The organism is Leeuwenhoekiella polynyae (assembly GCF_004104075.1).
In the GTDB taxonomy this organism is placed as follows: Bacteria; Bacteroidota; Bacteroidia; order Flavobacteriales; family Flavobacteriaceae; genus Leeuwenhoekiella; species Leeuwenhoekiella polynyae.
In genome coordinates, this window is the sequence record NZ_QOVK01000005.1 from 1 (window position 1) to 16,120 (window position 16,120).

Here is a 16,120-nt window from a genome sequence, read left to right on the forward strand (position 1 = left end):
ATTTTAAAGGCAGGTCAATCTATGGGTATAGGCGGCTATGGTCGCTTTACGGGAGATACCATCGCGCATTTTAATGAAGTCGAAAAAACACAGGTTAAGGTTGATAATTCTAACTCCAGTTCTAGTATAACAATAGATTATAAAGGTTGGAAGACCGGCGATGTAACAACAGATTTAGAATCTGTGATTCATATTTTTCCTGAAGATCGTTTCTTAAAAGCCGAATTGACACCGAGTGTTTCTTTTGACGGTCTGGCTACAGGGATTGTGAAATTTGATGATATTCCATTAATGCAAGAGACCAGCGAGACTGGAGAGTGGGCATATATCGCGACGTATGGAGTGCAAACTTTAGCAGGCGAAAATGATAAGCTGGGTATGGCTATTTTTTATAAAACAGATGAGGCTAAGGCAATTGAAGGGCCACACGATCATTTGGTGGTATTTAACCCTTCAACAGAAAAACAGACTTATTACATTCATAGCGCCTGGAACCAAGAAAAAGATGGTATTAAATCTGAAGAAGCTTTTAAGCAAGATTTACAGGCTAAGTTGTCAGAGTTAGATAACAACGGCAAATTAGAATAAACTCTACCATATAGTACAGGATAAGTTTGAGAAGTAACATTTTTAATTTTTATCCAAAAAACATATCAAAAATAACAAAGTCAGAATTTAGATATGCACATCATCCAGAAAATATAATTTCTCTGGAATGATCTATTCACGCAGGGGTAGGGACTTCAAATCACACATTTATTTGAGGTATGGCTGGTGAGAATCTAGATTATGGTGATATGGATAAAGTAACTCAGGCGAATTAAAATAAGAATAGTATGAGTCTATTTAGTTTATAAGGAAAAACAGTATTAGTTGCCGGTTGTAAGCGTGGTATTGGTTTCGCAATGGCAGAAGCTTTAGCAGAAGCCGAAGCTGATATTCTCGGGGTTTCAGCATCATTAGAAACTTCAGGATCAGCTATACAAAAAGCAGTTGAAGCAACTGGTAAATCTTTTAAAGGGTAATAATGTGATTTTTTCAGATCGTAAATTAATAAAAGGCATCCCCTAGAGCATATAAGATATGAGGAAGTAATTCCGGTGATGAAATAGCGGGTCATTTTCCTTTAATTTGAGATTCACGATTTTACGAATGGAATTAATGTCTAAAGCCTGTTGAGTTGTAAAATCAGTTCTAATCTGCTAATGAATAAGGGGGATAGGTTTCATGTTCAATAACACCTGTGTTAATAGTTCTATTGAATAAGGCACAAAAGTTTCGCATATAGTTGGTAAGCCTGTTTGTTACCCTTGTCATATAATATTTATGAAAGCGTTCTAATAAATCGATGTTTATGCCCTTATTGAATGCTAAGAACTCCCAAAGTGACGTAATAACACTTCACTACCAATACGATCTACTACTCTCAGCTTGGCTACAACCTGATCACCAAATTCAAAAACGAATCGTAAGTGGCTTTTTTTATTTTTATAGAATAATGAAATCTGTAGAGAGGTTTGTTACGTATATGGGTTAAATAACTATAATTTGAGGGTTAAGTAAGTAAAGAATTAGTTTTTCCAATCGCTTTATCGACAAAGAACATCGTTAAGCTGTTGAAAACCTGTATTTTTTCTTAATTTAGCATCCTCAATTAATTGAAGACCCTACTTCTATGAATTTTAGACTATATATTAAATATGTAGTTACCTTGGCTTTTGCCATAGGATTTGTATGTATGGGGTATTCTCAAGGACCACCACCGCCAGCTGGTCCACCACCGCCTGTAGGTGCACAAGTTCCAATAGATGATTATATCCCTTATTTACTTATAATAGCTTTTTCTGCGGGTGTATATTTTTACAGTAAGCATGATAAAAATCAAGCTACAAATTCATAAGACGTTTCACGTATTTGCCAATAACGTCAAATTCTAAGTTTACACTTGTTCCTATTTTAAATGTACTGAATGTAGTATGCTCGTAAGTATAGGGTATGATAGCAACGCTAAAACTGTTTTTCTGAGAATTTACAACAGTCAGACTCACTCCATTTATGGTTATTGATCCTTTTTCTATAGTTACGTTGTTCAACACGGAGTCGTATTCAAACGTAAAGATCCAGCTACCGTCTTTTTGTTCTATGTTGATGCATTTTGCGGTTTGATCCACATGACCTTGTACAATATGTCCATCAAGTCGGGTGCCCAATATCATTGCTCGTTCAAGATTTACAGAATGATTTACTTGTAATGTGTTTAGGTTTGTCTTTATAAGGGTTTCTTCTATCGCGGTTACAGTATATTCATCTCCATTTATAGAAACTACGGTAAGACAAACCCCATTATGCGCAACACTTTGGTCTATTTTCAATTCAGAGGTTAATCTGCTTGATACGGTTATGTGCAGGTTAGAGCCTTCTGTCTGTAAATTTTTAACGATACCTAAATCTTCAATAATACCTGTAAACATGTTTGCGTTTTAATTGAGTACTTTTACATTTCAATTTACAAAAGAAAGCTAAAGCAGTCTAGCATGAAAGGACAAAGCATAAAATTAGGAATTAGCGTAGGGGATTTAAACGGAATAGGGGGCGAGGTCATTTTAAAGACTCTTGAAGACTCAAGAATGCTCGATTTCTGTACCCCGGTAATTTTCGCATCTGCGAAAACTATAAGTTTTCTTTTAAAGCATTTTAACCTTGATATTAATTTTCAAGGGGTGAAGAGTGCAGACAAAGCCATTCACGGAAAGATAAATGTGGTGAATGTATGGAATGATAATCCGCATATAAAATTTGGAGAAGAAACACCTGAAGGAGGAAGTTACGCCATTCAATCTTTAAGTGCTGCAGTAGATGCTTTAAAGAAAGATCAAGTAGATGTACTGATCACGGCACCTATTAATAAGGCTAATATTCAAGCAGAAGATTTTAAATTCCCCGGACATACAGATTTTCTGAATCAAGAGTTAGCAGGAAATAGCCTGATGTTTATGGTTTCCGAAAAGTTAAAAGTTGGTCTTTTGACGGACCACGTACCCGTAAAAAATATTTCAGAGAAAATCACGGCGGAATTAATCACGCAAAAGTTTAAGACTATTCACCATTCATTAGTTCAGGATTTTGGGATACGTAAACCTAAAATTGCGTTCTTAGGTATAAATCCGCACGTTGGTGATCATGGAGTGATAGGGAAGGAAGATGATGAAGTTTTGATTCCTACATTAGAAAGTTTACGTGATAAAGGACACTTATGTTATGGGCCTTATGCTGCAGATAGTTTTTTTGGTAGTGGAAACTATAAAAACTTTGATGCGATTATTGCCGCTTATCATGATCAAGGCCTAATTCCATTTAAAACCTTGGCTTTTGGCAAGGGTGTAAATTATACAGCCGGACTTAATAAAGTACGAACATCGCCAGATCACGGTACTGCATTTGAGATAGCAGGTAAAGGGGAAGCAGATATAGGTTCATTTAAAGAAGCGGTTTTTGCTGCTCTTGATATTTACAAAAAGCGTTCTGAATATGAAGAATTAACCGAGAATGTGCTGCAAAAGCAGCCTAGAAAAAAGCAATTTTCGGGACGCTCCCGTGGAAAATAAAGATATTTAAAAAATTTATCCACACTTAATTAACAGCTTAATAAAAATTTATATCTTTGCACCCGCCTTTTGCGGAAGAGAGGATTATAGGAAAGAGAAAGGTAATGAAGCATTTGAAAACGTATACCATTCAATTTGTTGGTTTAAAACAAGGGGAACACGATTTTCAATTCAAGATTGATAATACGTTCTTTGAGCATTTTGAATATGATGATTTTAATTCTATAGATATAGATTTAAAAATCAAACTCATTAAAAAGTCCACCTTGTTGGAATTTTATTTTGATGCTAAGGGAAGTGTGAATGTTAATTGTGACATCACAAATGAGCCTTACGACCAACCTATTGAAGCTACTTATAAATTAGTAGTAAAATTTGGGCAGGACTATAACGATGAGATAGATGATATTTTGATTATTCCTCACGGGGAGTATGAAGTGAACATCGCTCAATATATATATGAGTTGATCGTATTAGCTATGCCGGCTAAGCGGATACACCCTGGTGTTGAAGACGGCACATTAGAATCAGATATACTTGATAAGCTCGAAGAGTTAAGTATAAAAGATAAAGAGGCAGATTCAGATGAAGAGCCTCAAGAAAAAGAGATTGACCCGCGTTGGGAAAAACTAAAAGATTTTTTAACAGATAATAAATAATAAACGGTAATGGCACATCCTAAAAGAAAAATCTCGAAAACTAGAAGAGATAAGAGAAGAACACATTACAAAGCTGCAATGCCAAAAATCGGTGTTGACGCCACTACTGGTGAAGCTCACCTTTACCACCGCGCTCACTGGCACGAAGGTAAACTCTATTACAGAGGCCAGATTGTAATTGATGCTACAGCAAACGAAGAGGTTGCTTAACAAAGACTTATAGATTAGTGAAACTCCCATTAAAATGGGAGTTTTTTTTATTTTTTGGAATGAGCAAAAAAAGTTAATTGTAGGCTTTGTTTGCGCTATTTTTAGTACTTTTCCTTCCATTTTTAAGCGAAAAACCTTGTTTTTCGCAGAAACCAGATTTATATGAGTAAAATCACTGCAGCCATAACTGCTGTTGGCGCTTACGTGCCAGAATATGTGCTTACCAATGAAATTTTGGAAACAATGGTTGAGACCAATGATGAATGGATCACAACCAGAACAGGAATTAAAGAACGCAGAATTCTAAAAGATCCTGATAAAGGGACTTCATATTTAGGAATTAAAGCTGCCGAAGATTTAATCAGCAAAAGCGGTATTGACCCTTCAGAAATTGATATGGTCATTATGGCTACTGCAACTCCAGACTTACCCGTAGCATCTACCGCGGCATATGTTGCGACTCAAATAGGAGCTACGAATGCATTTTCTTACGATTTACAAGCTGCTTGTTCAAGCTTTTTATATGGGATGTCTACTGCTTCAGCTTATGTAGCATCCGGAAAATATAAAAAAGTACTCCTTATAGGAGCAGATAAGATGTCTTCTATAATTGATTATACAGACCGTACTACGTGTATCATTTTTGGTGATGGAGGCGGAGCTGCACTTTTTGAGCCCAATGAAGAAGGTTTGGGACTGCAGGACGAGTATTTGCGATCAGATGGTATAGGACGTGATTTTTTAAGAATTGAAGCAGGGGGGTCGTTAATGCCACCTACAGCAGAGACTGTAGCTAATAACAGACACTTTGTATATCAGGACGGTAAGACCGTTTTTAAATTTGCCGTTTCTAATATGGCAGATGTAAGCGAGCGTATTATGCAGCGCAATAATTTATCGCATGATGACGTTAGCTGGCTTGTAGCACATCAAGCTAATAAACGTATTATAGATGCGACTGCAAGACGTATGCAACTTGACGACAGCAAGGTGCTTATGAATATTCAGCGGTACGGTAATACTACATCTGCGACATTACCCTTATTATTGAATGATTTTGAAAAGCAATTTAAAAAGGGAGATAATCTAATATTTGCCGCTTTTGGAGGCGGATTTACTTGGGGTTCCATATACCTAAAATGGGCCTACAATGCTTAATTTTTAATCTAACTAACGTTATTAATTATGGATTTAAAAGAAATTCAGAATCTTATCAAGTTTGTTGCTAAATCTGGCGCGAGCGAGGTAAAACTTGAGATGGATGATGTAAAAATCACTATTAAAACAGGAGAGGAAAGCAAAGGAGAGACTACAATTCTTCAGCAAGTTCCTATGATGGGTTCTGCAATGCAACAACCGGCTGTACCAGCAGCTCAACCTGCTGCACCTCAAGCACCTGCTCAAGAGACCGAAAAACCTAAAGCAGACGAAAGCGACAAATATATTACTGTAAAGTCGCCAATTATTGGTACATTCTACCGCAAGCCTGCTCCAGACAAACCTACATTTGTTGAGGTTGGTGCAAGTATTAAAGAAGGAGATGTATTGTGTGTGATTGAAGCGATGAAATTATTCAACGAGATAGAAAGTGAAGTTAGCGGTAAAATCGTTAAGGTTCTTGTTGATGATTCTTCTCCGGTTGAATTTGATCAGCCATTATTTTTAGTAGATCCTTCGTAACTTTAGGTAAAAGAAGTTCTTAAGACAATCGGGATATTTTATTGAATTACGCTAAAGACTTGCTTCCAATATTATTGAGTAAGATTTAGTAGATACAGTCTCGATATCGAATAAATCAGATCAAATTTAAAGGTTAAAGTCTGACGACTTCAACTTTAATGCACAATAGATATGTTTAAAAAGATACTTATAGCAAACCGAGGTGAGATTGCTCTTAGAGTTATTAGAACCTGTAAAGAAATGGGCATCAAAACAGTAGCGGTATACTCTACTGCAGATGCAGAAAGTCTGCACGTACGTTTTGCTGATGAAGCAGTTTGTATTGGTCCTGCTCCCAGTAGTGAGTCTTACCTGAAGATTGCAAATATCATGGCTGCTGCCGAAATTACAAATGCAGACGCTATTCATCCGGGTTATGGATTTCTTTCAGAAAATGCCCGTTTTTCAAAAATTTGTGAAGAGCACGGTGTGAAATTTATTGGAGCTTCTCCAGATATGATTTCAAAAATGGGAGACAAGGCTACAGCAAAAGCAACTATGAAAGCTGCAGGTGTACCTTGTGTACCGGGTAGTGATGGAATTCTTGAGAGTTTTGAAGATTGTGAGCGTGTAGCTCAAGAAACCGGATTTCCTGTAATGCTTAAAGCAACTGCAGGTGGTGGTGGTAAAGGTATGCGTGCTGTATGGAAAAAAGAAGAACTGCGTAAAGCATGGGATTCTGCTCGTCAGGAGGCTTCAGCTTCTTTTGGTAACGACGGGATGTATATGGAAAAGCTTATCGAAGAGCCGCGCCATATTGAAATTCAGGTTGTAGGAGACAGCAACGGTAAAGCCTGTCATCTTTCTGAGCGTGATTGTTCGGTACAAAGACGTCACCAGAAACTTACTGAAGAAACTCCATCTCCATTTATGACCGATGAACTTCGTGAGAAAATGGGAGCTGCAGCCGTTCGTGCCGCAGAATTTATTAAATATGAAGGAGCAGGTACGGTAGAATTTTTAGTAGATAAGCACCGTAATTTCTACTTTATGGAAATGAACACCCGTATTCAGGTAGAGCACCCTATTACCGAACAAGTAGTAGATTATGACTTGATTCGTGAGCAAATTTTGGTTGCTGCAGGTGTTGCGATTAGTGGTAAAAACTATTATCCGCAGCTGCACTCTATTGAATGTCGTATCAATGCAGAAGATCCTTATAACAACTTTAGACCGTCACCGGGTAAGATAACTAATTTACACGCACCCGGTGGCCACGGGGTGCGTATAGATACACACGTATATAGCGGGTATTCTATTGTGCCGAATTACGATTCTATGATTGCCAAATTGATTACGACGGCTCAAACCCGTGAAGAGGCGATCAATAAAATGAAGCGTGCGTTAGACGAGTTTGTTATTGAAGGCATAAAAACTACGATTCCGTTCCACAGACAGTTAATGGATGATCCTGCATACATTTCAGGAAATTACACCACTGCATTTATGGATACGTTTGTGATGAACCCTCCTGTAGAGGAAGATTAACACTTTGTTAAATATAGATTTAAAAAACTCTGAGTATACACTCAGAGTTTTTAGCTTAAAATAGGCTTGAAATCTCTTTTTATTCAGTAGTGCTATATGTATAAATGCATTTAGTCTGTTGTATTAGGTGTTTATTAAGTACATTCTTTGTCCTTTTTGAAAACTTTTATAAGCATTAAAATAAATTTTCTTGTTTTTGAAAAGAGCTTCAATCAAATAATGACTTCCTTTAAAATAGCTTTTTAAAACCTCAACCTGAATAGCGCTTTCATCTTTTGAAACTACAAGCTGATGCGGCATCAGAAGTCTGGTTTTGCCATCAATTTCTAAGGAGTTGACATCTCCAAAAAACGAAGCCACATACGCATCTTTTGGATTTTGAAATAAGGCTTCGGGGGTTTCTGTTTGTATAAATGTACCTTTGCGCATCATTTTAATTTCGTCAGAAAAAGAAAGTGCTTCTTCACTGTCGTGGGTAGCTGTGATGCAAGTAATGCCTTCTTTTTTTAGATAGGCATAGAGATTTCGCCGTAAGGCATTCCGCCTAAAATTATCGATATGGCTAAAGGGTTCATCCAGTAATAATAATTCGGGTTCTTTGGCAATAGCACGTGCCAAAGCAACGCGTTGCTTTTGACCACCACTCAGAAGCTTCACATGAATATCAGCAAAAGCAGTCATATCTACTACTTCCAATAATTCAGCAATACGTTCTTTGCGATGCTGCATAAAACGGCGAGAAAGGTGTTTCCCAATATTATCTGCAACTGAAATATAAGGCATTAAATCAAAATCCTGAGCGAGATACTTGATAAATGGTTCGCCGGGAACCAAGTTGAAATTAGGGCCTAATAGTTCGTTATCCTCCCAAACAATCGTTCCGTGTTCTACGTGAAGTAGACCGTAAATGATTTTAAGCAGCGTACTCTTACCGCAGCCACTTTCGCCCAAAATAGAAATGTGCTTTCCTTTTTCAACAGAAAAATTGAGGTTCTTTAAAACGGTTTCTTTGGTGTACCCAAAGCTTTCTATGTTAACGTTTAGCATTTATAAAAAATTAACTGCTGATACATTTGATAATCTGATGGTATCCTTTATATTAAACATACTCAATGCTTATTTAAAACAAAGCCTCTTATGGATAATTTTATCATATTATATCTGGTTCTTGGTTTAGCTCTGCTTTTTTGGGCTTTAATAGATCTGGTACAAAACGATAATTTAAAAAGAAATCAGAAAGCAGTGCTAGTGGTATTACAAATTGCTTTACCGGTGATCGGCTCAATAATTTATTTTCAATTCAAGAACAGGAATAGAAAAAGGAGTACTTATTTTTCAAGATAATTGGCACCGCCAAAGGGTTTAATATCGCGTCCCGGTATCGAGATGCCTCGAAATTGAATATTTGTTTCTAATGAATGCCTAGTGGACTTGCCCCGAGGTAGTTTACTTAAACAAAAAAAACCTCACAGTCTGTTAAAAGCTGTGAGGTCTTTTATTTAAGAGTTCCCCCTTTTGGGGATAGGGGGTCTAGCCTTTAATGCTTTCTTTTGTTTTTTCAGGAAGTACGTCAAATCCCATATTGTAGAGCGTAAAGGCAAAAATGTCTGCGGTTTGCTCTATTTGCTTGCTTACTGGAGTTCCGGCACCGTGACCGGCATCGGTTTCAATACGTATCAATACCGGAGCATCACCGGCTTGTTTTTCCTGTAGTTCTGCAGCAAACTTAAAACTATGTGCGGGGACTACACGATCGTCGTGATCACCTGTTGTTACAAGCGTTGCAGGATAATCTACACCTCCTTTTACATTGTGTACGGGTGAATAGTCTTTAATGTACTCAAACATCTCTTTACTATCTTCAGAAGTACCATAATCGTAAGACCAACCGGCCCCTGCGGTAAACGTATGATAGCGCAGCATATCCATCACGCCTACTGCGGGAAGAGCTACCTGCATCAAATCGGGTCTTTGAGTCATTGTGGCACCAACCAGCAAGCCACCGTTAGAACCACCACGAATGGCTAAATAATCACTCGAGGTATAGTTTTCGGCGATGAGATATTCTGCAGCAGCGATGAAGTCGTCAAATACATTTTGCTTTTGCATTTTAGTCCCCGCATCGTGCCACTCTTTCCCGTATTCGCCCCCACCACGTAGGTTAGGTACGGCATAAACTCCGCCCATTTCCATCCAGATCGCATTAGTGATACTGAAAGAGGGTGTAAGCGAAATATTAAATCCGCCATAACCGTAAAGTATGGTCGGGTTTTTTCCGTTGCGTTCAAGGCCTTTTTTAAAGGTGATAATCATTGGGACTTTGGTGCCATCTTTTGAAGTATAAAACACCTGTTTACTCTCGTAATCTTCCGGATTGAAATTAATCGCCGGCTTACGGAATAACTCAGATTTACCCGATTCAATATCGAATTTATAAATGCTTCCGGGAGTGGTATAATTGGTAAAACTGTAATACAGTTCTTTTTCATCCTTTTTGGCGCCAAAACCACCGGCACTTCCTATTCCGGGAAGTTCAACCTCACGTACTAAGTTGCCGTCGTAATCGTACTGCTTGACCTGGGAAACCGCATCAACCATATACTCGGTAAAGAAATAGCCACCACCGGTAGAAGGCGAAAGCACATTTTCGGTTTCCGGAATAAAATCTACCCAGTTTTCAGGCGTAGGATTAGACACATCAACAGTCACAATCTTTTTGTTAGGCGCATCTTTATCGGTAACCAAAAAGAGTTTTGACCCTATATTTTCAATTATTGAGGTATTGGTGTCATCAGTGTCCAGAATGGTAACGAAATCAGCATTGGGTTTTGTAAGATCTTTTATATACAGTTTATTTCCCGAGGTTGCGTTACTGGCACTCACGATAAGGTAGTTGTTATCCTCGGTAGTACCGGCACCAATATAGCGGTGTTTTTGTTCGGGCGTACCGCCAAAAATCAACGCGTCTTCCATTTGAGGCGTGTTCAGCTTGTGATAATACACTTTATGCTGATCTGTTTTTGCTGAAAGTTCGCTGCCTTCAGGCTTGTCGTAACTTGAGTAGTAAAAGCCGTCATTATCTTTCCAGGAAATACCACTGAATTTAATATCTACCAAAGTATCTTCGGTAATTTCTTTGGTTTCAGCGTCCATGACCAAAGCTTTACGCCAGTCGCTTCCGCCTTCTGAAATGCTGTAAGCAGCCAGTTTACCATTGTCTGAAAAGCTAAGTCCACCCAGGGAAATGGTTCCATCTTCAGAAAATGTATTGGGATCTAAAAACACTTCGGCAGTTGAAGGATCTGCATCGGTTTTATAGCGGTAGATAACGTATTGATTTTGGAGTCCGTCATTTTTATAGAAATAGGTGTAATCCCCTTCTTTAAACGGAGCGCCAATTTTCTCGTAATTCCAGATTTTTTCAAGCTTTTTCTTAATATCATCCTTAAATGGAATTTTTGATAAATAAGACTGCGTAACTTCATTTTCAGCCTTAACCCAGGCTTCAGTTTCTGCACTGCGGTCGTCTTCAAGCCAGCGATACGGATCGGGAACTTCAGTTCCAAAATAGGTGTCTATGGTATCTACTTTTTTGGTTTCAGGATAGGTCATTGCCATATCAGATTCTTTTTTTTCTTGATTTTCGCAGGCGCTGAAGAGTAGCGTGAAGGCGCCCAAATAAGCTATTTTTTTCATTTGAAGCAAATTGAATTCCTTCAAATATAGGCAATAAAAAAACCTCTGAAACGTCACGTCTCAGAGGTTCATATAATTATTTAGTTCTTTTGAATTAAACCAATTCTTTAGCTGCTAAATATTCAGCGATTTGTACCGCGTTTGTAGCAGCACCTTTACGCAGGTTATCTGCAACCACCCACATATTCAAGGTGTTTTCCTGAGAAAAATCACGACGTAAACGACCTACAAATACATCGTTTTTACCTTCTGCATAAATAGGCATCGGGTAGGTGTTGGTGTCCGGGTTATCCTGTACCGTAACACCATCCTGCGCCTGTAAAAGTTGACGCACTTCAGAAAGATCAAAATCGTTTTCAAACTGCACGTTGATCGCTTCAGAGTGACCACCCACAACCGGAATACGCACTGCAGTGGCAGTTACAGCAATAGTTTTATCCCCTAAAATTTTCTGAGTCTCGTTAACGAGTTTCATTTCTTCTTTGGTGTAACCATTTTCGGTAAATACATCACAAGCAGGGATTGCGTTACGGTGAATAGGGTAGTTGTAGGCCATCTCGCCTTTCTCACCCTTATATTCATTTTCTAACTGCTGTACCGCTTTAACACCGGTACCGGTAATAGATTGGTAAGTCGAAATTACCAGACGCTTGATTTTATATTTTTTGTGTAAGGGAGCCAATGCTAAGACCATTTGAATGGTAGAACAGTTGGGGTTCGCGATAATTTTATCAGTATCGGTTAACTCATCTGCATTGATTTCCGGAACAATTAATTTCTTTTCCGGATCCATCCTCCAGGCAGAAGAGTTGTCTACAACTGTTGTACCTACTGCTGCAAACTTAGGAGCAAATTCTAAAGAAGTATTACCACCGGCAGAAAAGATTGCAATATCAGGGCGTGCTGCGATAGCATCTTCCATAGAGCTAATTGTATAATCTTTACCTTTATAAGAAACCGTTTTACCTACAGAGCGCTCGCTGGCCACAGGTATTAATTCGGTTATTGGGAAGTTGCGTTCTGCTAATACTTGCAACATTACATGGCCTACCATCCCGGTAGCGCCTACAACAGCTACTTTCATAATCTATTATTTAGCGTATCTAAAATCTCAAAAAGTTGAGTGTACTAATTGGTTTAATTTTTTAAAGCTGAAAAATCAGTTAAACCCTGAATGTTGGTTTATTACAAGGTCAACTCCTCAGGGAGGCCAAAAGTAGCAACACTTTATAAAATAGCGGACTAAGTTCTTAAAAATATACAGATTTGTTTAAAAAGTGACATTTTGTGTGTTTCAAATACATTATGTTATTTATATAACAAAAAGAACCCCCGAATTTCTTCGAGGGTTTAATTAAAATTAAGTCTGCAGTGCAGCGGTTTGTGCTTGACGCACGAAAGTTTTTATTGGCACCGCCAAAGGGTATAATGTCCAAAGGCTTACCTCGAAATTGAAAATTTGTTTCTAACGAATGCCTCGGTTTGTCACGAGGTAGTTTACTTCTTTTTCAATTCGTCGCGAATCTCGATAAGCAATTCTTCCTGAGTAGGTCCTTTTGGAGCGGCAGGTTTTGCTTCTTCTTTCTTTTTGGTTTTTTCATAACCTTTCAGCAACCAGAAAATCACAAAACCAATGATGATAAAATCGATTACTGCTTGTAGAAAGTTACCGTAGGTCAGAATTGCACCTCCGGCTTCAACAGCTGCATCAACGGTCTCATACTCGCCACCGTCTAGTGAGAAAAAAAGGTTGTTAACGTTTTTACCACCCATTAATACCCCGATAACGGGCATAATGATGTCTTTTACTAACGAGCCTACAATTTTATTAAAGGCTCCACCTATTATCACCGCTGTAGCAAGAGCAATGATGTCGCCTTTCATTAAAAATGCTTTAAAATCTTTTAAAAACGCCATGAGTTTAGGTTGGTTTTAGTTAATGAGAGGACTAATATATTGAAATTAAAAAAGATTATAAAAGTTATAGTTGTTACTTATTCTATAATTTTTCGTTTTACACGTTGAGAAATCGCTGTAATCAACTCATAAGGAATGCTGTTAATACGTGCAGAGAGCGCTACTGCAGAAGCATCTTTTCCAAAAACAATAACCTCATCTCCTTCTTGGCAATCTATTTCGGTAACATTTACCATAATCATATCCATACAAACGTTACCTATAATTGGAGCTTTTTTACCGTGAATCATTACATAGCCACGACCTTTTCCATAAGTACGTGCGATACCGTCTGCATGACCTATGGGCAGTGTAGCACTGCGCTCTAATTTTGCAGCCGTGTGTGCCCTGTTGTAACCCACAGTTTCATTTACAGCCACATCGTGTATCTGTGAAATAACAGTTTTTAAAGTCGCAACCGGTTTTAGCTTAAGATCTTCTTCTTGCGTGTTTCCATAGCCGAAAAGACCAATACCACTGCGCACCATATCAAATTGTGCTTCAGGATAATTAATAATTGCCGAAGTGTTGCTCTGATGCATCATAGGTGCGTAGCCCAACCCCTCAATCATATGCTTTGCATTCTTCTCAAAGGTTTCGATCTGATACTGCGTAAAACTGCGTTCGTTCATATCTTCACTAGCTACCAGATGTGAGAATAGCGATATAACTTTTAAGGCTTTTGTAGCATTAAGTTGATCTAGAATATCTTTCTCATTTACGTCTTTGAAGCCCAGACGGTTCAACCCGGTATTGAATTTAATATGAATAGGATATTCCTTTATCCATTTAGCCTCAGCTATTTCAGTAAAAGCTTTTAGTACTCTGAAACTATAAATACTAGGCTCTAGGTTGTACTCAATTATTTCGGCAAAATTTTCAATTTGTGGATGCAGCACCAGAATAGGTGTTTTGACACCTGCTTCTCTTAGCGTGATTCCTTCTGCGGTATATGCAACAGCAAAATAATCAACTCCTTTTTCTTCTAGCTTTTTTGCGATGGCTACAGACTCACTTCCATATGCATAAGCCTTAACTACAGCTAGCATCTTTACCTCTGGTCTCAATTTAGACCTGAGATAATCGTAATTATGTTCTAATGCGCTGAGGTCTATTTCGAGAACGGTGTGTGGCATTTAATTTTTTGTTTTAGGGTTTTTGAGTTCTTCAGGGTCTTTAACCTCAATGGTTTTAAGGCGTTCGCGTAGCATCGCTTTATAGTAAGCACTGCGACTTAAAGGTTCGTATTCTTCTGTTTCTCCTAATAAAACTAGATCGTCACTGGTAGCTTTACGATAACTGAATTGTGCCAGATTCCCTGTACGGGTACAGACTGCGTGTACTTTAGTTACATATTCTGCTGTAGCCATAAGTGCCGGCATGGGGCCAAAGGGATTTCCTTTAAAATCCATATCCAGACCGGCAACAATAACGCGCACGCCGCGATTAGCCAGATCATTGCAGACTTTTACAATCTCGTCATCAAAAAACTGAGCTTCATCAATACCTACCACGTCACAACCATCTGCAAGAATGGGAATATTTGCAGCTGCAGGAACCGGAGTAGATCTAATTTCGTTAGCATCATGAGAGATAACTAATTCTTCATCATAGCGGGTATCTATAGAAGGTTTGAAGATTTCAACCTTCTGTTTTGCAAATTTGGCACGCTTTAACCTACGAATTAATTCTTCGGTTTTGCCAGAGAACATAGAGCCACATATGACTTCTATCCATCCAAATTGCTCTTTATGATTAACGGTATTTTCGAGAAACATTTCGTACTTTTCAACCTCTTAAAGGGCAAAGGTGCTATTCTTTGAGGGCTAAGCAAATTTATTAAAAACCCCAGCAAATAAACAGAGCAAACAAAAAACTTATGAAGAAGAAATTAAAATCTGACTTGGTTAGCCTGGCGCACAAGATTTTAAAACTTGACTCAGAGAGTGATTATAACAGCCTCAAGTTAGAAGCCCAGAAGATTTATGAAGCCTTATCTATAATGGCTTATGTAGAAGCAAATTTTGATGCTGCAAAGCCGACCATTGGTAAAGGCGAAATCATAACTGCACTTGAGCATGAAAACGCTGAGGTGATTGCTGAAAGTATTGAAGAAGTACAACAGCAACGAGAGGTTGTTGCACCTGCTGAAACACCAGAAAAAGAAGAAACCGATTTAGAGCGTATAGCCCGTATCGCTGCGGCTAACGAAGAACTTTTTGAACGTTTACGAGTGTCTCAGCCTCAAGAATCAAATAGCGAGCAAAAGGCTGAGGAAACTTCAGCTAATTCTAAACCAGAAGAGAAAATCAATCAGGCTTCTTTACACGAGCCGGTGATGGAAAAGATAAAGGATATCGTAGCGCAAATGCCACCAGAGGCAGACGCGATAGAAGCGATGTTTCAGCAAATTACGCAACAGCCGCAACCGGTAAAGAATGATAAAGACGAGATAGGAGAATACGGTCGCATTGCAGAATTTGAGGATACTAAAACCGATGAGCCGTCAAAACCTAGAAAATTAAACGATAGTGTATCGCGGGGACTTTCCTTTGGACTCAATGACCGCATTGCATTTATCAAGCATTTATTTAACGGTAGTAATTCTGATTACAATCGTGTATTGTCACAGCTCAATACGGTAAACAGTCAACAAGAAGCTTTTGATTTAATAGACCAGATGGTAAAGCCAGACTATAACAATTGGGAAGGTAAAGAGGTTTATGAAACGCGTTTTAAAGACTTAGTTGCTCGAAAATTAGCTTAGGCAATACGTAGAATTTTTTA

The 16,120-nt window shown here is 38.3% G+C and carries 18 protein-coding genes and 1 pseudogene; 11 read left to right on the forward strand and 8 right to left on the reverse strand.

All coding sequences use genetic code 11. The annotated features are described in order from the left end of the window. Window positions 1-588: DUF4861 family protein (locus tag DSM02_RS07745; RefSeq protein ID WP_128765087.1), on the forward strand; the 588-nt coding region annotated here is incomplete at its 5' end. A 284-nt stretch (window positions 589-872) separates the two neighbouring features. Further along, window positions 873-1,025 (forward strand): annotated as a pseudogene (locus tag DSM02_RS07750) (2-deoxy-D-gluconate 3-dehydrogenase); the annotation flags it as partial. A gap of 169 nt (window positions 1,026-1,194) precedes the next feature. Here DSM02_RS07750 and DSM02_RS20780 read toward each other — a convergent pair. Next, a complete protein-coding gene (locus DSM02_RS20780) occupies window positions 1,195-1,317 on the reverse strand; it encodes a hypothetical protein (protein WP_164918270.1) in 123 nt (40 codons plus the stop codon). A 358-nt stretch (window positions 1,318-1,675) separates the two neighbouring features. On the opposite strand from DSM02_RS20780, the gene DSM02_RS07755 reads away from it, so the two are divergent. Further along, window positions 1,676-1,900, forward strand: a complete 225-nt coding sequence (locus DSM02_RS07755) for a hypothetical protein (RefSeq protein ID WP_128765088.1) — start codon at window positions 1,676-1,678, stop codon at window positions 1,898-1,900. On the opposite strand, the gene DSM02_RS07760 is transcribed toward DSM02_RS07755, so the two are convergent. Further along, the gene (locus tag DSM02_RS07760) at window positions 1,887-2,471 is read right to left on the reverse strand and encodes a riboflavin synthase (RefSeq protein ID WP_128765089.1); all 585 of its coding nucleotides are present in this window, start codon (window positions 2,469-2,471) and stop codon (window positions 1,887-1,889) included. The genes DSM02_RS07755 and DSM02_RS07760 overlap by 14 nt on opposite strands. A 63-nt stretch (window positions 2,472-2,534) precedes the next feature. On the opposite strand from DSM02_RS07760, the gene pdxA reads away from it, so the two are divergent. The 6 genes from pdxA (at window position 2,535) to accC (ending at window position 7,681) form a co-directional block, all read left to right on the forward strand. Continuing rightward, the gene (gene pdxA, locus DSM02_RS07765; RefSeq protein WP_128765090.1) at window positions 2,535-3,605 is read left to right on the forward strand and encodes a 4-hydroxythreonine-4-phosphate dehydrogenase PdxA; all 1,071 of its coding nucleotides are present in this window, start codon (window positions 2,535-2,537) and stop codon (window positions 3,603-3,605) included. 104 nt (window positions 3,606-3,709) lie between these two features. Beyond that, window positions 3,710-4,264: a YceD family protein gene (locus DSM02_RS07770; protein ID WP_128765091.1), complete on the forward strand. Its 555-nt coding sequence runs from the start codon at window positions 3,710-3,712 to the stop codon at window positions 4,262-4,264. A 9-nt stretch (window positions 4,265-4,273) separates the two neighbouring features. After that, on the forward strand, window positions 4,274-4,474 hold the full coding sequence (gene rpmF, locus DSM02_RS07775; protein WP_073095856.1) for a 50S ribosomal protein L32: 201 nt from the start codon (window positions 4,274-4,276) through the stop codon (window positions 4,472-4,474). Between the two features lie 162 nt (window positions 4,475-4,636). Continuing rightward, on the forward strand, window positions 4,637-5,632 hold the full coding sequence (locus tag DSM02_RS07780) for a beta-ketoacyl-ACP synthase III (RefSeq protein ID WP_128765092.1): 996 nt from the start codon (window positions 4,637-4,639) through the stop codon (window positions 5,630-5,632). A gap of 27 nt (window positions 5,633-5,659) precedes the next feature. After that, a complete protein-coding gene (gene accB / locus DSM02_RS07785; RefSeq protein ID WP_128765093.1) occupies window positions 5,660-6,154 on the forward strand; it encodes an acetyl-CoA carboxylase biotin carboxyl carrier protein in 495 nt (164 codons plus the stop codon). 171 nt (window positions 6,155-6,325) lie between these two features. Next, the gene (accC, locus tag DSM02_RS07790; RefSeq protein ID WP_128765094.1) at window positions 6,326-7,681 is read left to right on the forward strand and encodes an acetyl-CoA carboxylase biotin carboxylase subunit; all 1,356 of its coding nucleotides are present in this window, start codon (window positions 6,326-6,328) and stop codon (window positions 7,679-7,681) included. A gap of 123 nt (window positions 7,682-7,804) precedes the next feature. Here the strand turns inward: accC and DSM02_RS07795 are convergent, their stop codons facing one another. Continuing rightward, the gene (locus DSM02_RS07795) at window positions 7,805-8,728 is read right to left on the reverse strand and encodes an ABC transporter ATP-binding protein (RefSeq protein ID WP_128765095.1); all 924 of its coding nucleotides are present in this window, start codon (window positions 8,726-8,728) and stop codon (window positions 7,805-7,807) included. Window positions 8,729-8,818: 90 nt separating this feature from the next. Between DSM02_RS07795 and DSM02_RS20785 the strand changes: the two genes are divergently transcribed. Further along, window positions 8,819-9,025 (forward strand): PLDc N-terminal domain-containing protein, encoded by a 207-nt coding sequence (locus DSM02_RS20785; RefSeq protein WP_128765096.1) that lies wholly within the window; start codon window positions 8,819-8,821, stop codon window positions 9,023-9,025. 186 nt (window positions 9,026-9,211) lie between these two features. On the opposite strand, the gene DSM02_RS07805 is transcribed toward DSM02_RS20785, so the two are convergent. From DSM02_RS07805 to DSM02_RS07825, 5 genes are all read right to left on the reverse strand, one after another. After that, a complete protein-coding gene (locus DSM02_RS07805) occupies window positions 9,212-11,377 on the reverse strand; it encodes a prolyl oligopeptidase family serine peptidase (protein WP_128765097.1) in 2,166 nt (721 codons plus the stop codon). Window positions 11,378-11,471: 94 nt separating this feature from the next. Further along, window positions 11,472-12,461 (reverse strand): aspartate-semialdehyde dehydrogenase, encoded by a 990-nt coding sequence (locus tag DSM02_RS07810; RefSeq protein ID WP_128765098.1) that lies wholly within the window; start codon window positions 12,459-12,461, stop codon window positions 11,472-11,474. A gap of 413 nt (window positions 12,462-12,874) precedes the next feature. Further along, window positions 12,875-13,294 carry a large conductance mechanosensitive channel protein MscL gene (gene mscL, locus DSM02_RS07815; protein ID WP_128765099.1) on the reverse strand — a complete coding sequence of 140 codons (420 nt, stop codon included), beginning with the start codon at window positions 13,292-13,294 and terminating at the stop codon, window positions 12,875-12,877. A gap of 77 nt (window positions 13,295-13,371) precedes the next feature. Then, the gene (gene alr / locus DSM02_RS07820; protein WP_128765100.1) at window positions 13,372-14,469 is read right to left on the reverse strand and encodes an alanine racemase; all 1,098 of its coding nucleotides are present in this window, start codon (window positions 14,467-14,469) and stop codon (window positions 13,372-13,374) included. Next, window positions 14,470-15,111 (reverse strand): thymidine kinase, encoded by a 642-nt coding sequence (locus tag DSM02_RS07825; RefSeq protein ID WP_128765101.1) that lies wholly within the window; start codon window positions 15,109-15,111, stop codon window positions 14,470-14,472. A gap of 101 nt (window positions 15,112-15,212) precedes the next feature. Between DSM02_RS07825 and DSM02_RS07830 the strand changes: the two genes are divergently transcribed. Further along, window positions 15,213-16,100: a hypothetical protein gene (locus DSM02_RS07830; protein WP_128765102.1), complete on the forward strand. Its 888-nt coding sequence runs from the start codon at window positions 15,213-15,215 to the stop codon at window positions 16,098-16,100. Window positions 16,101-16,120: the final 20 nt, after the last annotated feature.

Excerpts from the sequence above, each read along its gene's own strand:
- DSM02_RS20780 (WP_164918270.1), bottom strand. The coding sequence starts at position 1,317 with ATGACAAGGGTAACAAACAGGCTTACCAACTATATGCGAAACTTTTGT.
- DSM02_RS07755 (WP_128765088.1), top strand. The coding sequence starts at position 1,676 with ATGAATTTTAGACTATATATTAAATATGTAGTTACCTTGGCTTTTGCC.
- DSM02_RS07760 (WP_128765089.1), bottom strand. The coding sequence starts at position 2,471 with ATGTTTACAGGTATTATTGAAGATTTAGGTATCGTTAAAAATTTACAG.
- pdxA (WP_128765090.1), top strand. The coding sequence starts at position 2,535 with ATGAAAGGACAAAGCATAAAATTAGGAATTAGCGTAGGGGATTTAAAC.
- DSM02_RS07770 (WP_128765091.1), top strand. The coding sequence starts at position 3,710 with ATGAAGCATTTGAAAACGTATACCATTCAATTTGTTGGTTTAAAACAA.
- rpmF (WP_073095856.1), top strand. The coding sequence starts at position 4,274 with ATGGCACATCCTAAAAGAAAAATCTCGAAAACTAGAAGAGATAAGAGA.
- DSM02_RS07780 (WP_128765092.1), top strand. The coding sequence starts at position 4,637 with ATGAGTAAAATCACTGCAGCCATAACTGCTGTTGGCGCTTACGTGCCA.
- accB (WP_128765093.1), top strand. The coding sequence starts at position 5,660 with ATGGATTTAAAAGAAATTCAGAATCTTATCAAGTTTGTTGCTAAATCT.
- accC (WP_128765094.1), top strand. The coding sequence starts at position 6,326 with ATGTTTAAAAAGATACTTATAGCAAACCGAGGTGAGATTGCTCTTAGA.
- DSM02_RS07795 (WP_128765095.1), bottom strand. The coding sequence starts at position 8,728 with ATGCTAAACGTTAACATAGAAAGCTTTGGGTACACCAAAGAAACCGTT.
- DSM02_RS20785 (WP_128765096.1), top strand. The coding sequence starts at position 8,819 with ATGGATAATTTTATCATATTATATCTGGTTCTTGGTTTAGCTCTGCTT.
- DSM02_RS07805 (WP_128765097.1), bottom strand. The coding sequence starts at position 11,377 with ATGAAAAAAATAGCTTATTTGGGCGCCTTCACGCTACTCTTCAGCGCC.
- DSM02_RS07810 (WP_128765098.1), bottom strand. The coding sequence starts at position 12,461 with ATGAAAGTAGCTGTTGTAGGCGCTACCGGGATGGTAGGCCATGTAATG.
- mscL (WP_128765099.1), bottom strand. The coding sequence starts at position 13,294 with ATGGCGTTTTTAAAAGATTTTAAAGCATTTTTAATGAAAGGCGACATC.
- alr (WP_128765100.1), bottom strand. The coding sequence starts at position 14,469 with ATGCCACACACCGTTCTCGAAATAGACCTCAGCGCATTAGAACATAAT.
- DSM02_RS07825 (WP_128765101.1), bottom strand. The coding sequence starts at position 15,111 with ATGTTTCTCGAAAATACCGTTAATCATAAAGAGCAATTTGGATGGATA.
- DSM02_RS07830 (WP_128765102.1), top strand. The coding sequence starts at position 15,213 with ATGAAGAAGAAATTAAAATCTGACTTGGTTAGCCTGGCGCACAAGATT.